Source organism: Streptococcus oralis subsp. tigurinus (assembly GCF_002096275.1).
Classification (GTDB): Bacteria; Bacillota; Bacilli; order Lactobacillales; family Streptococcaceae; genus Streptococcus; species Streptococcus oralis_CN.
Genome location: NZ_NCUG01000018.1, coordinates 567,695 through 586,881, shown reverse-complemented (window position 1 = coordinate 586,881; position 19,187 = coordinate 567,695). Strand labels below are relative to the sequence as shown.

Here is a 19,187-nt window from a genome sequence, read left to right as displayed (position 1 = left end):
CTTTTTATGAGATTTATTCTTCTATTTCAGAAGCAATCTCTTCTGTTTTTTCAGTTTTTTTAGCAGATTTGATTTGAATATTGCCATTGCTTGTCATGACTGCCTTGAGGTCTTTTTCACTTGGGTTTTCAAGGTAGTAGTCGGTGATAGCATCCTCGATATGGTCTTGAATGGTACGGCGGAGTGGGCGCGCCCCCATTTTTGGATCATAACCTAAGTCAACCAACTTTTCCTTGACCTTGTTCGTCACATCGAGGTGGATATTGTTGCTAGAGAGGCGTTTGTTGACATCCGCTAGCATGAGTTCGACGATTTGGAGAAGATTGTCCTTGCTGAGAGGTTTAAATTCGATGATGCCATCAAAACGGTTCATAAATTCAGGGCTAAAGAAGTTGCCGAGTTCACCGAGAACAGAGTTGGTTCGACCTTCACGAGCTGCCCCAAAACCAACGCTGGCTTCGGCCTTACCAGTACCCGCATTTGAGGTCATGATAATGATAGCATCCTTAAAGCTAACTGTTCGTCCTTGCCCATCTGTCAAACGACCATCGTCCAATACTTGAAGGAACATGTGCATAACATCTGGGTGAGCTTTTTCCACTTCATCGAGAAGGATGAGAGAGTAGGGATTGCGACGAACCTTTTCAGTCAGCTGCCCAGCTTCATCATAACCAACATAACCTGGAGGGGCTCCGACCAATTTAGCCACACTGTGTTTTTCCATGTATTCACTCATATCAAAGCGAATCATGCTGTCAGCAGAACCAAAGAGCTCAATGGCTAGTTGCTTAGAGAGTTCTGTCTTACCGACACCAGTTGGTCCGACAAAGAGGAAGCTTCCGATTGGCCGGTTAGGAGTTCCAAGTCCAACACGATTACGACGGATGGCTTTGGCAATCTTATCGACAGCTTCATCTTGACCTATAACATGGGCCTTGAGGTCGTCTGCTAGATGGATAAGCTGAGACTGTTCTTTTTCTTTGAGTTCTCCAACAGGGATATTGGTTTTCTGCTCAATGATATGTTCAATGGTTTTCTCGCTGATGATTGGAGTATCCTGATCGGTCACCTTGTTTTTCTGCATTTCCTTGTACTTGGCAATCTGATCGCGGAAATAAGCAGCCTTTTCAAAATCTTCCTCTCGTGTAGCTTGAGCCTTGAGATTTTCAGCCTCAATCAAGCGCTGATCAATCACTTTAGGATCAACAAAGTTCAGTGTCAGATTCATCTTAGAACCAGCTTCGTCCAACAGGTCAATAGCCTTGTCTGGCAAGAAGCGGTCTTGGATGTAGCGGTTGGAAAGATTTGCAGCAGCTTCGATGGCAGCATCAGTATACTTGACGTGATGGTAGTCTTCGTATTTCTTTTGAACCCCTTTAAGGATGATAATGGTTTCTTCGACAGTTGGTTCATCTACCTTGACAGGCTGCATACGGCGCTCGAGGGCAGCATCTTTTTCAATGATGCGGTATTCATTGAGAGTAGTGGCACCGACCATTTGCAATTCACCACGGGCAAGAGCAGGTTTGAGGATATTGCCTGCATCCATATTGCCATCGCCAGCAGATCCCGCACCAACAATTTCATGGATTTCATCGATAAAGAGGATGATATCCTCACGTTTGCGAATTTCTTCCATGAGCTTTTGCATACGTTCTTCAAATTGGCCTCGAATCCCTGTTCCTTGGACTAGACTAACCACATCCAGACGGATGACCTGCTTGCCTTGGAGTTTATGGGGAACATCACCATCGACAATCTTCTGAGCTAGACCTTCCACAACGGCTGTTTTACCAACACCCGGTTCTCCGATGAGGACAGGATTGTTCTTGGTTCGACGGTTGAGGATTTCGATAACGCGGATAATCTCCTCATCTCGACCGATAACAGGGTCAATATCTCCCCGACGAGCAATCTCAGTAATATTGATACCATATTCCTCTAGGAGTCCTTTTTCTTGACTAGGAGGTGTTTGAAGTGGGCCTCGGTTTTGAGGTCCATAACCACCGTTTCCTCCATATCCTCCACCAGATTGAGTTGGAGGGACGTTATTAGAAGAAGGTTTGAAATTGTTCAAATCATTGAAAAAGTCGCCGAAAGGATCAAAGTCATGATTATTTAAGTCAGTCATTCCTTTAAAGAGGGTATTATTTGGATCTGTTTTGATAATTTTATAGCAGTTTTGACAGAGATCAATTTGTTTTTGCTGTCCATTGATATTGGTATACAGATGAATTGTTGAGTCGTTTATTTTACAGTTTTGACAGAGCATACATCTACCTCATTTCATTCGTATACTTGGCCTAAGAAAAGGTCAAGAATAGTCAAAGTTTTATACTCTCATTATAGCATGATTAAGGTGTAAAGCAAGTAAAAAGATTGGGAAGTGGTCGTTTTTAAAAGAAGGATTTATGGAGAATCAAGCGACATTGAAGGTAAGAAAAAATCCCATTTGTGGTGACAAAAAGGATTCTCATTCATCGGGACTTACTGCCCGTTGTTTTTATATTAGTAAAGAAGTTCGTAGATCTCCATTGCAATCAAATCAATGCTATCAAAGGTATAAGTTTCACGAGCTTCTACATCGCGAAGGGTGAAGAGTGATCCGTTTTCTTCGTCGTGGCTGTATGCAACTTCTGCGACAACAACACCTTCACGTTCAAAATTACGTTTTAGATTTCCACCATCTTTTGTCATTGCTTCTAGGCGGTTAATGATTCTAACCAAATGTGATTCCATTTTGATTCTCCTCCATTTCTTATCGTTTCTATTTTACCATAAACAAGAGGTAGTTGACTAGAAAAAAACTGTGATTTCTCTCTATTTCTCTATTCGATCAAGTTAATTGTTAAAATTAGGGAAAAAGGATTGCATTTTAATTCAATTCATGTTATAATCATACAATCTAATACATAGAAAGTTGATTGAATATGAATTTCTCTTTTTTACCAAAGTATTTACCGTATTTTAACTATGGTGCTCTGATTACCGTATTGATTTCCATCCTTGTTGTCTGCTTAGGGACCATTATAGGTGTGTTACTGGCCTTTGCTCAGCGATCACGCTTTAAACCACTCGTTTGGTTTGCAAATGTGTATGTTTGGATTTTCCGTGGAACTCCGATGATGGTTCAGATTATGATTGCCTTTGCTCTTATGCATATCAATGCTCCGACTATCCAAGTGGGAATTTTAGGAGTTGATCTTTCTCGTTTGATTCCTGGTATTCTGATTATTTCTATGAACAGTGGAGCTTACGTTTCAGAAACTGTTCGTGCGGGGATCAATGCGGTTCCTAAAGGGCAGTTAGAGGCCGCATATTCTCTCGGTATTCGTCCGAAAAATGCCATGCGTTATGTCATTTTGCCACAAGCTATCAAGAATATTCTTCCAGCGCTGGGAAATGAATTTATCACCATTATCAAGGATAGTTCCCTCTTGTCGGCAATTGGGGTGATGGAGTTGTGGAATGGTGCAACGACTGTAGCAACAACAACTTATTTACCGTTGACTCCCCTTTTATTTGCAGCCTTTTACTATTTGATTATGACCTCTGTTTTGACAGTGGCGTTGAAAGCATTTGAAAAACATATTGGACAAGGAGACAAGAAATAATGACAGAAACTTTGATTAAAATTGAAGAACTACATAAGTCTTTTGGGAAAAATGAAGTTTTAAAAGGCATCAATCTTGAGATTAAACGTGGAGAAGTTGTGGTCATTATCGGACCGTCAGGGAGCGGGAAGTCAACTCTCCTTCGTTCGATGAATCTCCTTGAAGAAGCAAGTAAAGGTAAGGTTATCTTTGAAGGAGTTGATATCACTGATAAGAAAAATGACCTTTTTGCTATGCGTGAAAAGATGGGCATGGTATTCCAACAATTCAACCTCTTTCCCAATATGACAGTGATGGAAAATATCACTTTGTCACCAATTAAAACCAAAGGTGAAAGCAAGGAAGTTGCGGAGAAAAGAGCACAGGAACTGTTAGAAAAAGTTGGTTTGCCAGATAAGGTAACGGCCTATCCACAGAGTTTGTCAGGTGGTCAGCAACAACGGATTGCTATTGCACGTGGACTTGCTATGGAACCAGATGTTTTGCTCTTTGATGAGCCGACTTCAGCCCTAGACCCTGAGATGGTTGGAGAAGTTCTAGCTGTGATGCAAGACCTCGCTAAATCAGGGATGACCATGGTGATTGTGACTCATGAAATGGGCTTTGCGCGTGAGGTAGCAGACCGTGTTATCTTTATGGCGGATGGAGTTGTTGTCGAAGATGGAACACCAGAGGAGATTTTCGATCAAACAAAAGAGCAACGGACCAAGGAATTTTTGAGTAAGGTTTTGTAAGACCTCATTTTTAGAAGAAATGGAGTAGGCATTATGGCTTCCAGTAAAGAATATTTAGATTTTATTCTCGAACAGCTATCAGAGCTAGAGGAGATGAGTTATCGTCCAATGATGGGAGAGTATATCCTTTATTATCGTGAGAAGATTATTGGGGGAATCTATGATAATCGTTTGTTACTGAAGCCTGTGAAGGTGGTCATGGATCAACTGGGACAGACTAGGCTTGAACGTCCTTATGAAGGAGCCAAAGAGATGATTTTGATAGAAGACCTTGAAGATAAGTCATTTCTAATGAGATTAATTAAGGATATGTATGAAGTCTTACCGGCTCCTAAAGTTTAAAAAGAAAGCATGACAGATTTGCCTAATATAAATAGGTAAAAAAGCTCGATAAGGGCTTTTTCTTATAGTTTTTGACTATAAGGTCCATTAGTCAAGAAATGTTAGAATGACAAGGTATTTTTTGTTATAATAGAAGATATCTGATAGAAAAGGGAAGAGATATGGCACAGATTATTGATGGGAAGGCTCTTGCGGCTAAGTTACAAGGACAGTTGGCTGAGAAGACGGCTAAACTAAAAGAAGAAACAGGTCTAGTTCCAGGATTGGTAGTGATTTTGGTGGGGGACAATCCTGCCAGCCAAGTCTACGTTCGCAATAAGGAACGGTCAGCTCTCGCTGCTGGCTTCCGTAGTGAAGTAGTGCGAGTTCCAGAGACCATTACCCAAGCGGAATTGTTAGACTTGATTGCCAAATACAATCAAGATCCAGCTTGGCATGGGATTTTGGTTCAATTACCTTTGCCAAAACATATTGACGAAGAGGCAGTTTTATTAGCCATTGACCCCGAAAAAGACGTGGATGGTTTCCATCCCCTAAACATGGGTCGTCTCTGGTCTGGTCATCCAGTTATGATTCCTTCGACACCTGCAGGAATTATGGAAATGTTTCATGAGTATGGAATTGATCTAGAAGGTAAAAATGCAGTTGTTATCGGTCGTTCAAATATTGTTGGAAAACCGATGGCTCAGCTTCTTTTAGCTAAAAATGCAACAGTGACCTTGACACACTCACGCACCCATCATCTTGCCAAGGTGGCTGCTAAGGCGGATATCCTTGTGGTTGCTATCGGTCGCGCTAAGTTTGTGACAGCTGACTTTGTCAAACCGGGAGCGGTTGTCATTGACGTTGGGATGAACCGAGATGAGAATGGCAAGCTTTGTGGAGATGTTGATTATGATGCTGTTGCACCACTTGCCAGCCACATCACACCTGTACCGGGTGGAGTTGGCCCTATGACTATTACCATGCTAATGGAGCAAACCTATCAAGCAGCGCTTCGAACACTAAACGAGGACTAGGAAGATGAAATTCGTATTTGACCTGGATGGAACACTATCTTTTGACTATATGACCATAGATGAAGAGATTAAGCAGGTTCTTTTAAAGGCTGAAGATTATGGGCATGAGCTTGTATTTGCCTCAGCTCGCTCTTATCGGGATTGTTTGGGTTTATTAGGTTCTGAACTCAGTCAGCGCTTGGTCATAGGGTTGAATGGAGGCGTAGCCTATCATCTGGGGAAGGCTATCTTCGAAAGGAATCTCGATGCTAAAGTTTATCAGGCTCTAGTGGATTATTGCCAGACTTATAATCTCCCTTTCTTTGTAGATGATTGCTTTGACTATAGTGGTCAGATTGTAGAGAAGATTCCATTTATTTCTAGTGTGGACCCCCTAAAGGCGGCTCGTCATCAGAAACTTGAGGACTTGGGTACTCCGATTAAGGTAGTCGTTTATATGGGTGACCATGAGAATTTGCTTGATGATCTGCTTGGTCAGTTAGAAAGACTAGGACAGGCTCATCTGTCTTATCATGCGCATGAAAAGTGCCTTTATGTTAATCCCTTAGATACTCATAAGGCAACAACTGTTGAAAAATTATGTGGGGAGAACTTCATCGCTTTTGGAAATGACCAAAACGATATTGAACTGTTTAAAACGTCGCTCTATTCAGTCCAGATAGGAGACTTTGCTGGTCTTACTCCATATGCAGATGACACGTTAGAGCTAAAAGGAGAACCTTCTCCAGCAGTGGCAGCTAAAATCTTACAGACTTTTGCGGAATTTAAGGGAAAATAGTGTAGAAGGAGGTTCGCCTTCTTTTTATGTAGAGTAATGCAGTCTATAAACTATAAATTTGAAGTTTGAAAAAGATATTAATGGAATTCAATTTGTAGTAGAAAGAGTCTAGAATCGAAAGCTATTTTCATTGCAACTATTCCTTTTAAATGAGCCCTTCTTATATATCATTTTATTGGGTTCAATTAATGGAAAATAATTGCAATTTAAGGTGCCTTTTGATATATTTAATATATAAAATATATTATAAAACTTGGTACTTGTTTGTGTATTCAGAAGGAGGTTATTTTTTAAAATAAAGTAAACGCTTACTTTGTATCAAGAAAAAGAAATGAGGATTTTAATGAACAAAAGACTTTTTGATAAACGTTGTCATTATAGCATTCGTAAATTTGCAATAGGTGCGGCATCTGTAATGATTGGAGCTAGTATATTTGGTATTTCTGCTGTACAAGCTGATGAGGTGGATTCATCCAATGCTAAAACAGAAGAAACAACTGTTCATCAAGCTCAACCTTTAGATAAGCTTCCCGATGATGTGGTAGCTGCTATTGCAAAGGCTGATGAGAATGGTGGGCGTGAGTTTGTAAAACCAAAAGCTGAATCGGCAGAAGACAAAGTGACTAAGGATACAGAACCTACTACACCTACTAACGAGAGTAGTCGTGAATTGGTTAGTCCTAAAGGGGAAACTCCAAATAAAGTAGAAGAAGGAAACAAGGCTGATAACAAACAGAAATCTGAAGAGGCAAATCCAAAGCCTGTTGAATCTGCAGTAACAGCTGGAACAGAAGTGAAAGAGGATTCTAAAAAAACTTCTGAAAAGGACCAAGTGAAAGCAGACACAGAGATTAAACCTTCTTCTGAAAAATCGCAAGTGCTGTCTAGAGAGTCAAACAAAGCCGAAGTTGAAAAGGAAAAACAGCTATTATCGGAACGAAAACAAGATTTTAATAAAGATTGGTATTTTAAACTAAATGCCCAAGGAGATTTTTCAAAAAAAGATGTGGATGTTCATGATTGGTCTAAATTGAATCTTCCTCATGATTGGAGTATTTATTTTGACTTTGATCACAAGTCTCCCGCTCGTAATGAAGGTGGGCAGTTAAATGGTGGAACAGCTTGGTATCGTAAGACTTTCATATTAGACGAAGCAGACAAGAATAAGGATGTTCGTATCAATTTTGATGGGGTTTACATGGATTCAAAGGTCTATGTAAATGGTAAATTTGTCGGACATTATCCAAGTGGCTATAATCATTTTTCATATGATATCACAGATTTTTTAAACAAGGATGGTAGTGAAAATTCAATTACTGTTCAAGTGACCAATAAGCAACCAAGTAGTCGTTGGTATTCAGGAAGTGGGATTTATCGTGATGTAACCCTTAGTTATCGTGATAAAGTCCATGTTGCCGAAAATGGTAATCATATCACTACTCCAAAACTTGCTGAGCAAAAAGAAGGGAATGTTGAAACACAGGTTCAAAGTAAGATTAAAAATACGGATAAGAAGGCTGCTAAAGTCTTTGTGGAACAACAAATTTTTACTAAGGAAGGTAAGGTTGTTTCAGAATTAGTCCGCTCTGAAACGAAGAATTTAGCAGAAAATGAAACTGCAGATTTCAGACAAACAATCCTAGTTAATAAACCAACTCTTTGGACGACAAAAAGTTATCATCCTCAACTGTATGTGTTGAAAACAAAGGTTTATAAAGAAGGTCAACTAGTTGATGTAACAGAAGATACATTTGGTTACCGTTATTTCAATTGGACTGCTAAGGAAGGTTTCTCTCTGAATGGTGAACGCATGAAATTCCACGGAGTAAGTATTCACCATGACAATGGAGCCTTGGGGGCAGAAGAGAATTATAAGGCTACCTATCGTAAATTAAAACTCTTGAAAGATATGGGGGTTAACTCTATTCGAACAACCCACAATCCAGCGAGTCCTCAGTTGCTTGATGCTGCAGCTAGTTTAGGTCTTTTGGTTCAAGAGGAAGCTTTTGATACTTGGTATGGTGGCAAGAAGACTTACGACTATGGACGGTTCTTTGATCAAGATGCAACTCATCCGGAGGCTAAGAAGGGTGAGAAGTGGTCTGATTTTGATCTCAGAACAATGGTAGAACGTGATAAGAACAATCCGTCTATCGTCATGTGGTCTCTTGGAAATGAAGTAGAGGAGGCAAATGGTAGTCCTCGTTCTATCGAAACTGCTAAACGCTTGAAGGCAGTTATCAAAGCGATTGATACTGAGCGTTATGTAACCATGGGGGAAAACAAATTTAGTCGTGCAGCGACAGGTGATTTCTTGAAACTCGCAGAAATTATGGATGCTGTCGGTATGAACTATGGTGAACGTAATTATGATGCTGTTCGTAGAGCGCATCCAGACTGGCTCATTTATGGTTCTGAAACCTCTTCAGCTACTAGGACGCGTGATTCTTATTATAACCCTGCTCAAATCCTTGGACATGACAATCGTCCAAATCGTCACTATGAACAATCTGACTATGGTAATGACCGTGTTGGATGGGGAAGAACAGCTACTGAATCATGGACTTTTGACCGTGATCGTGCTGGCTATGCTGGACAATTTATCTGGACAGGAATTGACTATATTGGAGAACCGACTCCATGGCATAACCAAGATAGTACACCTGTCAAGAGCTCTTACTTTGGTATTATTGATACAGCTGGTTTACCAAAGAATGATTTCTACCTTTACCGTAGTGAATGGTATAGTGCTAAAGAAAAGCCAACTGTTCGCATTTTACCACATTGGAACTGGACTGAAGAGACCCTTAAGGATCGCAAGATGCTGATTGATGGAAAGGTTCCGGTTCGTACCTTCTCAAATGCTGCAAGCGTCGAATTGTTCTTAAATGGAGAGTCGCTTGGTAAAAAGGAATTTACTAAGAAAAGGACAGAAGATGGACGTCCATATCATGAGGGAGCTAAACCAAGTGAATTGTATCTTGAGTGGCTTGTGAAATACCAACCAGGCACACTGACTGCGATTGCTCGAGATGAAAATGGCAACGAAATTGCGCGTGATAGTGTGACAACTGCTGGGGAGCCAGCAAGAGTTCGTCTGACTAAAGAAGAGCATGTTATCACTGCAGATGGAAAGGACCTATCCTACATCCATTATGAAATTGTTGATGGCGATGGTAATGTGGTTCCTACAGCTAACAATCTTGTTCATTTCAATCTTCATGGTCAGGGACAAATCGTTGGTGTGGATAATGGAGAACAAGCTAGTCGTGAACGCTACAAAGCTCAAGCAGATGGAACATGGCAAAGACGTGCTTTCAATGGTAAAGGGGTTGTCATTGTAAAATCAACAGAAAAAGAAGGTAAATTTACTCTTTATGCAGATTCTGCTGGTTTGACATCTGATAGCGCAACGGTCGCAACGGTGTCTGGTAAGAAAGAAAATCGTCACTTTGTAGCCTTTGCTCCTGTAAAAGCAACAACTGATGTGACGACAAATCCTGAATTACCTCAAACAGTAACAGCTATTTATAGTGACGGTAGTGTTGAGGAAAAGACTGTAACTTGGGAAATGCCATCTGACTTGCTTACAAGCGCAGGTGAGAAAAAAGTATCTGGACGTGTAGAAGGTTTAGAAACTAAAGCTGAGGCACTTGTTAAAGTGATTGCTTTAGATAGATGGTTACCAAAAGTTGCTACAGTCCCAGTTGGAACGAATGCGGCTGATTTGGATAAAACGGTCACAGCTGTTCTGACAGATGGTAGCTTGATTGATACTGATGTTGTTTCTTGGACCTTGAAAGACCCTGCTGCTTTGAACAAGGAAGGTGGACGTACGGAGGCTACTGGTAAATTGGTAGATGACGACCGTGAAGTGACTGCAACCTTTATCGCAAGTAGTAAGGAAACAACAAGTAGCATTACAGGACTTACTGTTGGGGGTAAAGCTCTTGAGAATTTTGAGTCTGGCAAGACCTATTACCGTGTATCCCTTCCTTACACTGCAACTATTCCAAGTGTTGGAGCTCAGACTACCGGATATCAAGTAACTGTTCAGCAAGTTTCTGCTGATAATGGTTATCAGGCTTCTGTCTTCTTGAGTGACCAAAAGGGTGACTTGGTTCAAACTTACTTAATTCAGTTTGTGAAGGAAGCTCCTGCTTTGAAACGTTTGGAAGTGGTTGTAGAAGGAAAAGAAACTGCCACTGAAGATCAAGTATTAACTTATCACGTCATTGGTCGTTATGAGGATGGTTCACAAACAGAGTTTTCGGCTTCAGATATTCACTTAGAAGCTAAATCATCTGATGGGGGACATCTTGAGGTGAATGGTCAGAATCTATTGCTCTATACTAAGGGAAGAGTGACTTTGACACCTCGAATCGATAATCAAACAGAGAAAACAGAATCTGTAACCACTGAAGTGGTGATTAAAGAAAATAAAGTCAGCAAGAAGATTGTGAAACTTCATCCTGTGTCTGTTTCTACAGATATCAATCAGCAACCGAATCTACCTAAAGAAGTTGGAGCAGAATTTGATAAGGGCTTGCCACGCAAAGTATCTGTAGCTTGGGATAAGGTAGATGAAAAAGAGTTGGGGCACTATCATAGCTTTACGCTTAAAGGACATGTGGAAGGCACAGATATTGAAGCTCAAGCGACTGTAACGGTTGAAGGATTGCAAGTTGCAGAGGAAATCAGTCTCACAGTACCTAAGGGTGAGACGGTTCAATTGCCAGCTAATGTTCGGGCTTACCATTCTAACGGAACAACTATCTATAAAGATGTTGTTTGGGATCAGGTTCCAGCCAACTTTAGTCAAACTGAAGGGGTCTATGAAATCAATGGTCGTTTAGTAGGTAGCAATCTGACAACTAAAGCTCATGTTCGAGTGTCTAGTCAAGTGGTTGCTGGAAATAATATCTCTAAACAATGGACAGGTTCACAATTACCAGCTGCCATTGTATCCAATACAGGAGGAGATGACACAGCCAACACCTTGAACGATTTGACTGTATCAAGAACGCCATCAGATGCTAAAAATAGATGGACTACTTGGAGAACAAATACTGATAATGACTGGGCTTCTATCTTATTTGGTAATTCAGGAGACTTGACGAAGCGTTTTGTCAACAATTTGTCGGTTGATTTCTATACTGATGGAGCAATTGGTCTTCCAAAAGAATATGTAGTTGAATATTATGTAGGTAAAGAAATTCCAGATTTACCAAGTGATGTCAGTCATGCGCAACGAGATAGCAATCATCCATTTAATAATCCAGACAATTGGAAAGCAGTTGAAAACTTACATGCTCCAAGTCAGCTGTCTGCAACTCAAACCAATCACTTCACATTTGACAAGGTCGAAACCTACGCTGTTCGTATTCGTATGAAGAAAGCAGATGGAACATCAGGTGTTGGTCTGACAGAGCTAACTGTGCTTGGAAACAAGGTCTTAAGTGAAACAAGTTCAGAGATTTCTATCAAGGTAGATGGCAAGGATCTTGAACATTTTAATCCATCTAAGACAGATTACTATATTCCTCAATCTAGCAAAGAAATCACAGCAACAGCTAGCAATAATGGTTTGGTAACAGTTGTTCCTGCAACAAGTCCAAAAGGTGCAACACGTCTTATCTTGAAAGCAGAAGATGGTACGGTGTTGAAAGAATATCGAATTTTCCGCAATGATGAGAGAGAAACTAGTCAACCTCTTGCTGCAGAAAACAGTGCTAAAATCTTGAATGTTGGAGACAATCTTCAACTTCCTTCAGAAGTAAGTGTTTATTATCCAACTTCAACTAATTGGACTACAGATAAACTTGCAGTGAAGTGGGATGCTATTCCTGAACATGCGACAGAGCATGAGGGAACATTTGAAGTTACCGGTCATGTCATTGGTACAAATCTAACGACTAAAATGCAGGTGACAGTTGTTGCTAAAGGCAATCAAGTCATTTCAGAAAATCCAAGCAACAATGAAACTGATTCTAAAGCCTTTGCTTCGACAACGAACGATACTCAAGCAGCTTCACATGATCGAATTTTCTATATCAATGATGGAAAATACAATGAAGATGGACGTTGGACAAACTGGTCTCGTACTCCGAAAAATCAAGAAACTTCTGTTGGATTACTCTTTAAGAAGGATGGAAAAATTGCTTCTCAATCTATTGGGAAAGTAGCCATTCAGTTCTTTAAAGATAGTGGCACAGATGCTCCAGAGAAAATGGTTCTAGAAAGATATATTGGTCCTGCTTTTACAGAACCAAGTACGATTTCTCGTTACGAAGAAAATGCCGATCATCCATTTAACAAGGCAGAAAATTGGGCACCAATTTCTTACAAAGCTTCTGGAGAATTAGTAGCTGGTAAACCAATCGAGTTTAACTTTGAACCGGTTCAAACGACAGCTATTCGTGCGCGCATGACTCGTAAGGCTACCACCAATGGTCTTGCACTTGTAGAATTTACAGCCTACTCTGCAGGCAAGGGATTAGAAGTGGAAACACCATCAGCGACTATTTCGATCGACGGAAAAGCATTGGAAAACTTTGATCCAAATGTGACAGATTACACTCTAACAACAATGGGTTCAAAACCAAAAGTCACTGCAACAACTAGTGGACATGGAGTAGTTACAGTTGTGGATTCTGGAAATGCCAATCTTCCAACACTGGTTCGTCTTGTTTCCAAAGATGGAAATCTGGTGAAAGAATATCGTTTACACTTTAAGTCTACCTTCCAAACAACACCAACAGAAGGCGTTAAGAATTTAGTAGCAGAAACTCCAAGTTTGGAAATTGAAAAGACTCCGCTTCCGTTTAAAGAAGTTATTCGTGAAAACCCTGAACTTGCTCAAGGTCAACGTCGTATCGTTTCTGAAGGACAAGATGGAGAAAAAGTTGACTATATTCAAGTTTTGGGTACTACTAGAAGTCTTGTTCATTCTGAAGAAAGAAAGGCTCAGGATCGCATTGTTGAAGTAGGAGTGAAAGCATCTATTTCAAGTAGTAAAGGCGAGGAGCTAGCTCCAGTCAATGAAGTTCCAGAATTCAAAGGAGGTGCTAACTTTGTAGAAGCAGCAGTAAACGAAGTTCCAGAATACACAGGAACTCTTGCTACTGTAGGAGATCAAGCGGCACCAAGCGTTGAGAAACCTGAATTTAAGGGTGGCGTTAATGCTGTAATGGCTCTAGAACATAAACTTCCAGAGTATCATGGTGTTCTAGCCACGGTAGGAAATGAGGAAGCGCCTGTTCTTGAAAAACCAGATTATCCAGTAGAGCTATTAGCTCATGACCAGACTATAAAACCAAATGTTTCAGTAGTAAAAGAAGAGCAAAATAGATTACCAGAAACAGGTGAGGGAGAATCTGAAACAGCCATTTTCTTGGCAGGTGTTAGCTTGGCCTTGTCAGCAGCCCTATTAACTGCAAAACGAAAAGAGGATTAGTTTGTGCGTCTAATGCTATCCTATTGGTATAGCTTAGTCGATGATAAAAAATCACATCGATAAATGAGTTGAAGAGATGGAGAGGACCGATTAGGCCTCTCCGTCTTTACTAGTAAAAATGGAATCGTTTACTTTCGTGTTTGGATGAAAGGAGATAAGATAAAGATGGATAAAAATTTTTTCAATAAACGTTGTCATTACAGTATTCGTAAATTCGCTATTGGAGTAGCTTCTATTATGATTGGTGCCAGTATCTTTGGTGTTAATTTAGTAGAGGCAGCAGAAACAGGTAATGTAGGAGATAAAGAGGGAACTATAACTCAAGCTCAGCCATTGGAAAAGTTACCTGATGAACTTGCAGCAGTTTTGAAGAAAGCAGAAGAAAATGCTGGGAAGGAAGCTAGCTCGACAGTTGGAAATGGAGAAACTACAGGAACGATTGGTTCTACTGATTCGACAAATAATCTTAAACCAGCTGAAGCACCTAGAATTCCAGAGAATGAAACAAATCCGTCTGAAGCCATGAGTGGAGGACAAAATGATAAAGAAATCGCTAAACCTAGTCAACCAATTACACCTGAAACTCCAAAAGTAGAGCAAACAGGTGATGGAACAGTTGAATTGGCCAATCAATTTACAGCAAGCAAACCAGCTAGCGAAGCCAGTATTGAAGCTGCCAGCAAGAGCTCAGACTATCTCAAAAAAGAGTACAAGGTCTTTCCAACTCCACAAAAAGTGACTTATGGAGAAGGTGTCACAGCCCTTCGTAAGCAAGTCAATCTGGTAATGGGCGATCAACTCGATATCTATACTCGCAATCGCTTGAAGAGCGTTTTGCAGGACAATCAAGTATCTTACAAAATTAGTACAACGACCGTTTCTGACGCAACTAATATCTATCTTGGAGTGCATGGACAAGGTTCACAAGCAGAACAAAACTTGTCCAAGGTTTCCGCAGGTCTCTTTGACAAAATTGATGCTTATGCTCTGACCATCAAGGACAACTATATCTCCATCGTCGGAAAAGACACAGATGCGGTCTTTTATGGTTTGACAACCTTGAAACATATGCTCAAGGAAAGTCAAGTGCCAGTCCTTCGCAATGTGACAGTGGAAGATTACACTGAAATCAAGAACCGTGGGTTTATCGAAGGTTACTATGGAAATCCATGGTCTAATGAAAATCGTAAAGAATTGATGCGTTATGGAAGTGAATTGAAGTTAACTCAATACTATTTCGCACCAAAAGATGATCCATACCACAATAAGAAATGGCGTGAACTTTACCCAGAAGAAAAACTGGCTGAAATCCGAGAACTTGCACGTGTCGGTAATCAAACGAAAACACGTTATGTTTGGACCATCCATCCATTTATGAACAATCGTATCCGCTTTGGCAATGAAGCGCATTACCAGGCTGATCTTGCAACCATAAAGGCTAAGTTTACTCAGTTGTTGGACGTGGGAGTGCGTGAATTTGGCGTGCTTGCAGATGATGCACCAAGCCCAGTTGGTGGTTACCATAGTTATGTTCGCTTGATGAAGGATATCACAAATTGGTTGACTGAAAAACAAACAACATACAGTGGTCTCCGTAAAGATATGATTTTTGTTCCTGCCTGGTACATGGGGCAAGGAACTGAAGCTGAACTTCGAACCTTGAATGAACATCTTCCTGAAAATGTCCATTTAACTCTTACTGGTGGAAAGGTCTGGGGGGCTGTTGACCAAACATTCTTAACGAACTTAAAGAAAAATTTAACAGAAGGTGGTAAGACTTACCGTCCAATTCAGTTCTGGATTAACTGGCCATGTAATGATAATACAAAACCCCACCTAATTCTTGGAGGTGGTGAAAAATTCTTACATCCAAATGTTGATTTATCACTTGCACAAGGAATTATGCTAAATCCAATGCAACAATCTGAAGCATCTAAAGTGGCACTTTTTGATATGGCTCAGTATGGATGGAAACAATGGAGAAGTGTAGAAGAAGCAGAACAAATCAACGATATGGCCTTTAACTATGTAGTTAATGATCATTTTGAAGAAAGCAGTGTTTCGAAGGCTTTTCGAGAACTCGGAAAACACATGCGCAATCAAAATAGACCTCCCCATGTCACTAAATTAGAAGAGTCTGTAGAATTGGCTCCAAAATTGACAGAATTCTATAACAAACTCAAATCTGGTCAAAATCTGGATACTGAAAGAAAAGAGTTGAGGGAAATTTTTGCTGGTTTGAAAGCCAATGCTCTATTACTTAAAGAAAAAGGTGATCAGAAATTAATCGAACAAATTCACTATTGGTTAGAGAATACAGTAGATCAAATGAACGCGCTTGAAGCTTTCCTAACAGCTACAGAAGGTCTTACTGAAAAGAATGATGCCAAGGTGTGGGAGTATTATCAGGCCGGAGTCAAACATTATGACCAGTCAGTTAAGTATGCCTTCTTTTACGTTGACCATTATGAATACGCAGAATTTGGTGTCCAACATATTCGACCATTTATCAATAATCTCAAAGAATACTTAGCCTTACATATCCAAGCAATGTTGAATCCAGATAAACTTGTGACAACATTTATTACGAATCGTGCTGGAATAGAAGGCGGATTGAAAGAAGTCACAGATGGTGACTTTGATACACATGTGATTGCCAAAACAACCATTGTGATTGAGAGAGGCGATTATGTAGGCTTGCGCTTTAATAAGGCAATTAAAATACACAAATTAGGTTTCGCTACGAGTACTAATACGGCCGATAATTATACCTTTAGTAATGCTCTTGTTGAATATCAAAATGAACATGGAGAATGGATAGCCATAACGAGCCCCGCTTATACTGGTAGAGAACGTATTCTGGAATTTAATGACCTCGATATCACAGCTCAAGCTGTTCGTATGATAGCAACAGCTAAGAAGGATAATGCTTGGCTTGCCATGCGTGAAATTGCTGTTAACAGACCCCTAGAATTGGGTAGTAGGAAGGTTAGGGGCACTATTAGTTTAAGTCCAAACCTTGTTTACAAATATGGAACAAGTGTTGTTCAGATGCAAGATGGTCGAGAAAACACAGAATCCATGATGGCACATGTTGATCAGACTAATGTCACACCAGCGCAAGCCTGGGTAAAAATGGACTTAGGTGGGCTGCACAAAGTAAAACGAGTTCATCTGATGCAAGGGGAACGAGACAAACTAGCATCTGGTGTCATCGAATATTCTGCAGATGGTACAAATTGGACAACGCTTCAAAATTTATCAGGGCAACGAACTTCTGATATTGTGAAAGAATTTACAACTCGTTTTGTTCGCATTCGCAATACACAAACCTTAAATAAGTGGTGGAGAATTGCGGAATTTACAGTAGATGTCGATAGTCCAAATTTTGACTTAACAGACACCAACGTCGATGCCTTGAAGGAAACGCCGGTAGTGGATAGCTTGGGACATTATGAACTTCAAATTCCAGCTGGAACTAAACTTCCTGCAAATAGCTATCTAGGTATGAAACTTGACCGTATCCATCAGATCAAGAGCATCCAGCTCCAAGGTCAGGCCAATCCAGCTCTTACTCTAGAGTACTCTGCAAATGCGCAAGAATGGACGCCGGCTAGCCAGTTGACAGACAGATCTGTGGTGAGCCACTTGGTACGTTATGTTCGTCTGGTCAATAAAACAGATCAGGAACAAGCTGTGACAGCCACTTCTCTCCTTGTGACAACCAAAGAAGTGCAACCAACCAAACTAGAATCTACAACTATGGGCATTCATCCAACATACGGAAGCAATGATGTTCGTAAGCTGAACAACCTAGATCAACTGTTTGATGGTGTTTATAACAACTTCGTTGAGTTTTCAGACTATGCTCGTAAAGATGGTCATGTAACATTGAAACTTGGCAGCGAACGCACCATCAAGAAGATCAGAGCCTACATCCAAGACGGAACTCAAAACTATCTTCGTGATGGTAAGATCCAAGTCAGCCAAGATGGTAAAACTTGGACAGATGTTGTGACAGTGGGAGATGGTGTGGCCAACAGCCAACACGATGATTCATTGACAGATGGTTGGACACACGATTCTAAGATGCCAGGAAATCGCTACATCGAGGGTGAATTGACGACACCAGTTAAAGCTAACTATCTCCGTGTCCTCTATACAGCAGACTATGATGCCCGTTTTGTAGGCTTTACAGAATTGGTCATCAACGATGGTGAATTTGTCAAACCAATCAATGATCCAACAGTAGAAGGAAACGGTGGAGAAAGCCAGGGCAACCTTTATAATAATCTTGTAGACGGAAAAGTCTTGACCAGCTACAAGTCTGAAAAAGACAAGGGCGAATTGGTGTATCACTTATCTGAGCCAACCAATGCCAACCACCTTCGTCTCGTTTCCAGTCTTCCTGAAGGAGCTAAGGCACGTGTTCTTGCTAGAACACTCAAGGATGGTCAAGACAGTTGGACAGACCTCGGTGCCATTACATCTAGTCTCCAAACCTTCGCTATCCGAAATGGTGGCACTCTTCTAGATGTCAAATTAGCCTGGGAAGGTGGCAAGGCTGAGTTTTATGAATTGGCAAGCTTCCATCAAGAATTAACAGAAGAACCGGTTCAGTCAAGCGAGGGCGAAGAGCCAGCACCCGTTCTTGAGGTTCCTGAATTCACAGGTGGTGTCAATGCAGTTGAAGCCCTAATACATGAACTTCCAGAGTACACAGGCCCAGTAGCGACAGTAGGTGATCAAGCTGCTCCAACAGTAGAGAAACCTGAGTTCAAGGGTGGCGTCAATGCAGTGATGGCTCTAGTGCATGAATTGCCAGAATACACAGGCCCGCTAGCAACAGTAGGTGACCAAGCTGCTCCAATGGTAGAGAAACCTGAGTTCCAGGGCGGAGTCAACTCCGTTATGGCCTTTAAACATGAGCTCCCAGCTTACACAGGTCCCTTATCAACAGTAGGCGACCAGGCAGCACCGACAGTAGAGAAACCAGAGTTCAAGCTAAGTTCGTTAGAAAAAACTCAGACTTCAGGAGCACCAGTTCAAATTGCCAAAGAAGACAAGAGATTGCCAGAAACTGGTGAGAAACAGTCAGAAACAGCTATTTTCTTGGCAAGTGTTGGACTAGCTCTATCTGCTATCTTTGTCGCAAAAAGTAAAAAAGAAATTAATTGACTTTGAAAAAAGAGATATTTCGTAGAGGGGCTTTGTCCTCTCTTTTTCTATATGAAGGAAGAGATT

The 19,187-nt window shown here is 40.8% G+C and carries 8 protein-coding genes and 2 pseudogenes; 8 read left to right on the top strand and 2 right to left on the bottom strand.

Annotation, left to right across the window (positions count from 1 at the left end):
* Window positions 1–13 precede the first annotated feature (13 nt).
* Window positions 14–2,272, bottom strand: a complete 2,259-nt coding sequence (locus B7725_RS07965) for an ATP-dependent Clp protease ATP-binding subunit (RefSeq protein WP_084875544.1) — start codon at window positions 2,270–2,272, stop codon at window positions 14–16.
* Window positions 2,273–2,508: 236 nt separating this feature from the next.
* Complete coding sequence (locus B7725_RS07960; RefSeq protein WP_000443577.1) at window positions 2,509–2,739, bottom strand: DUF1797 family protein; 231 nt, start codon at window positions 2,737–2,739, stop codon at window positions 2,509–2,511.
* Window positions 2,740–2,930: 191 nt separating this feature from the next.
* On the opposite strand from B7725_RS07960, the gene B7725_RS07955 reads away from it, so the two are divergent.
* From B7725_RS07955 to B7725_RS07925, 8 genes and pseudogenes are all read left to right on the top strand, one after another.
* Window positions 2,931–3,614: an amino acid ABC transporter permease gene (locus B7725_RS07955; RefSeq protein WP_001011622.1), complete on the top strand. Its 684-nt coding sequence runs from the start codon at window positions 2,931–2,933 to the stop codon at window positions 3,612–3,614.
* A complete protein-coding gene (locus tag B7725_RS07950) occupies window positions 3,614–4,348 on the top strand; it encodes an amino acid ABC transporter ATP-binding protein (RefSeq protein ID WP_084875542.1) in 735 nt (244 codons plus the stop codon). The genes B7725_RS07955 and B7725_RS07950 overlap by 1 nt, the downstream gene beginning before the upstream one ends.
* Before the next feature lie 33 nt (window positions 4,349–4,381).
* On the top strand, window positions 4,382–4,690 hold the full coding sequence (locus B7725_RS07945; RefSeq protein WP_084875540.1) for a TfoX/Sxy family protein: 309 nt from the start codon (window positions 4,382–4,384) through the stop codon (window positions 4,688–4,690).
* Window positions 4,691–4,851: 161 nt separating this feature from the next.
* Complete coding sequence (locus B7725_RS07940; RefSeq protein WP_000057224.1) at window positions 4,852–5,709, top strand: bifunctional methylenetetrahydrofolate dehydrogenase/methenyltetrahydrofolate cyclohydrolase; 858 nt, start codon at window positions 4,852–4,854, stop codon at window positions 5,707–5,709.
* 4 nt (window positions 5,710–5,713) lie between these two features.
* Complete coding sequence (locus B7725_RS07935) at window positions 5,714–6,487, top strand: HAD hydrolase family protein (protein ID WP_084875539.1); 774 nt, start codon at window positions 5,714–5,716, stop codon at window positions 6,485–6,487.
* Between the two features lie 343 nt (window positions 6,488–6,830).
* Complete coding sequence (locus B7725_RS07930) at window positions 6,831–13,943, top strand: SIALI-17 repeat-containing surface protein (protein WP_084875537.1); 7,113 nt, start codon at window positions 6,831–6,833, stop codon at window positions 13,941–13,943.
* A gap of 144 nt (window positions 13,944–14,087) precedes the next feature.
* Window positions 14,088–14,216: pseudogene (locus B7725_RS10225) on the top strand (YSIRK-type signal peptide-containing protein); the annotation flags it as partial.
* 279 nt (window positions 14,217–14,495) lie between these two features.
* A pseudogene (locus B7725_RS07925) lies at window positions 14,496–19,121 on the top strand (SIALI-17 repeat-containing surface protein); the annotation flags it as partial.
* Window positions 19,122–19,187 lie beyond the last annotated feature (66 nt).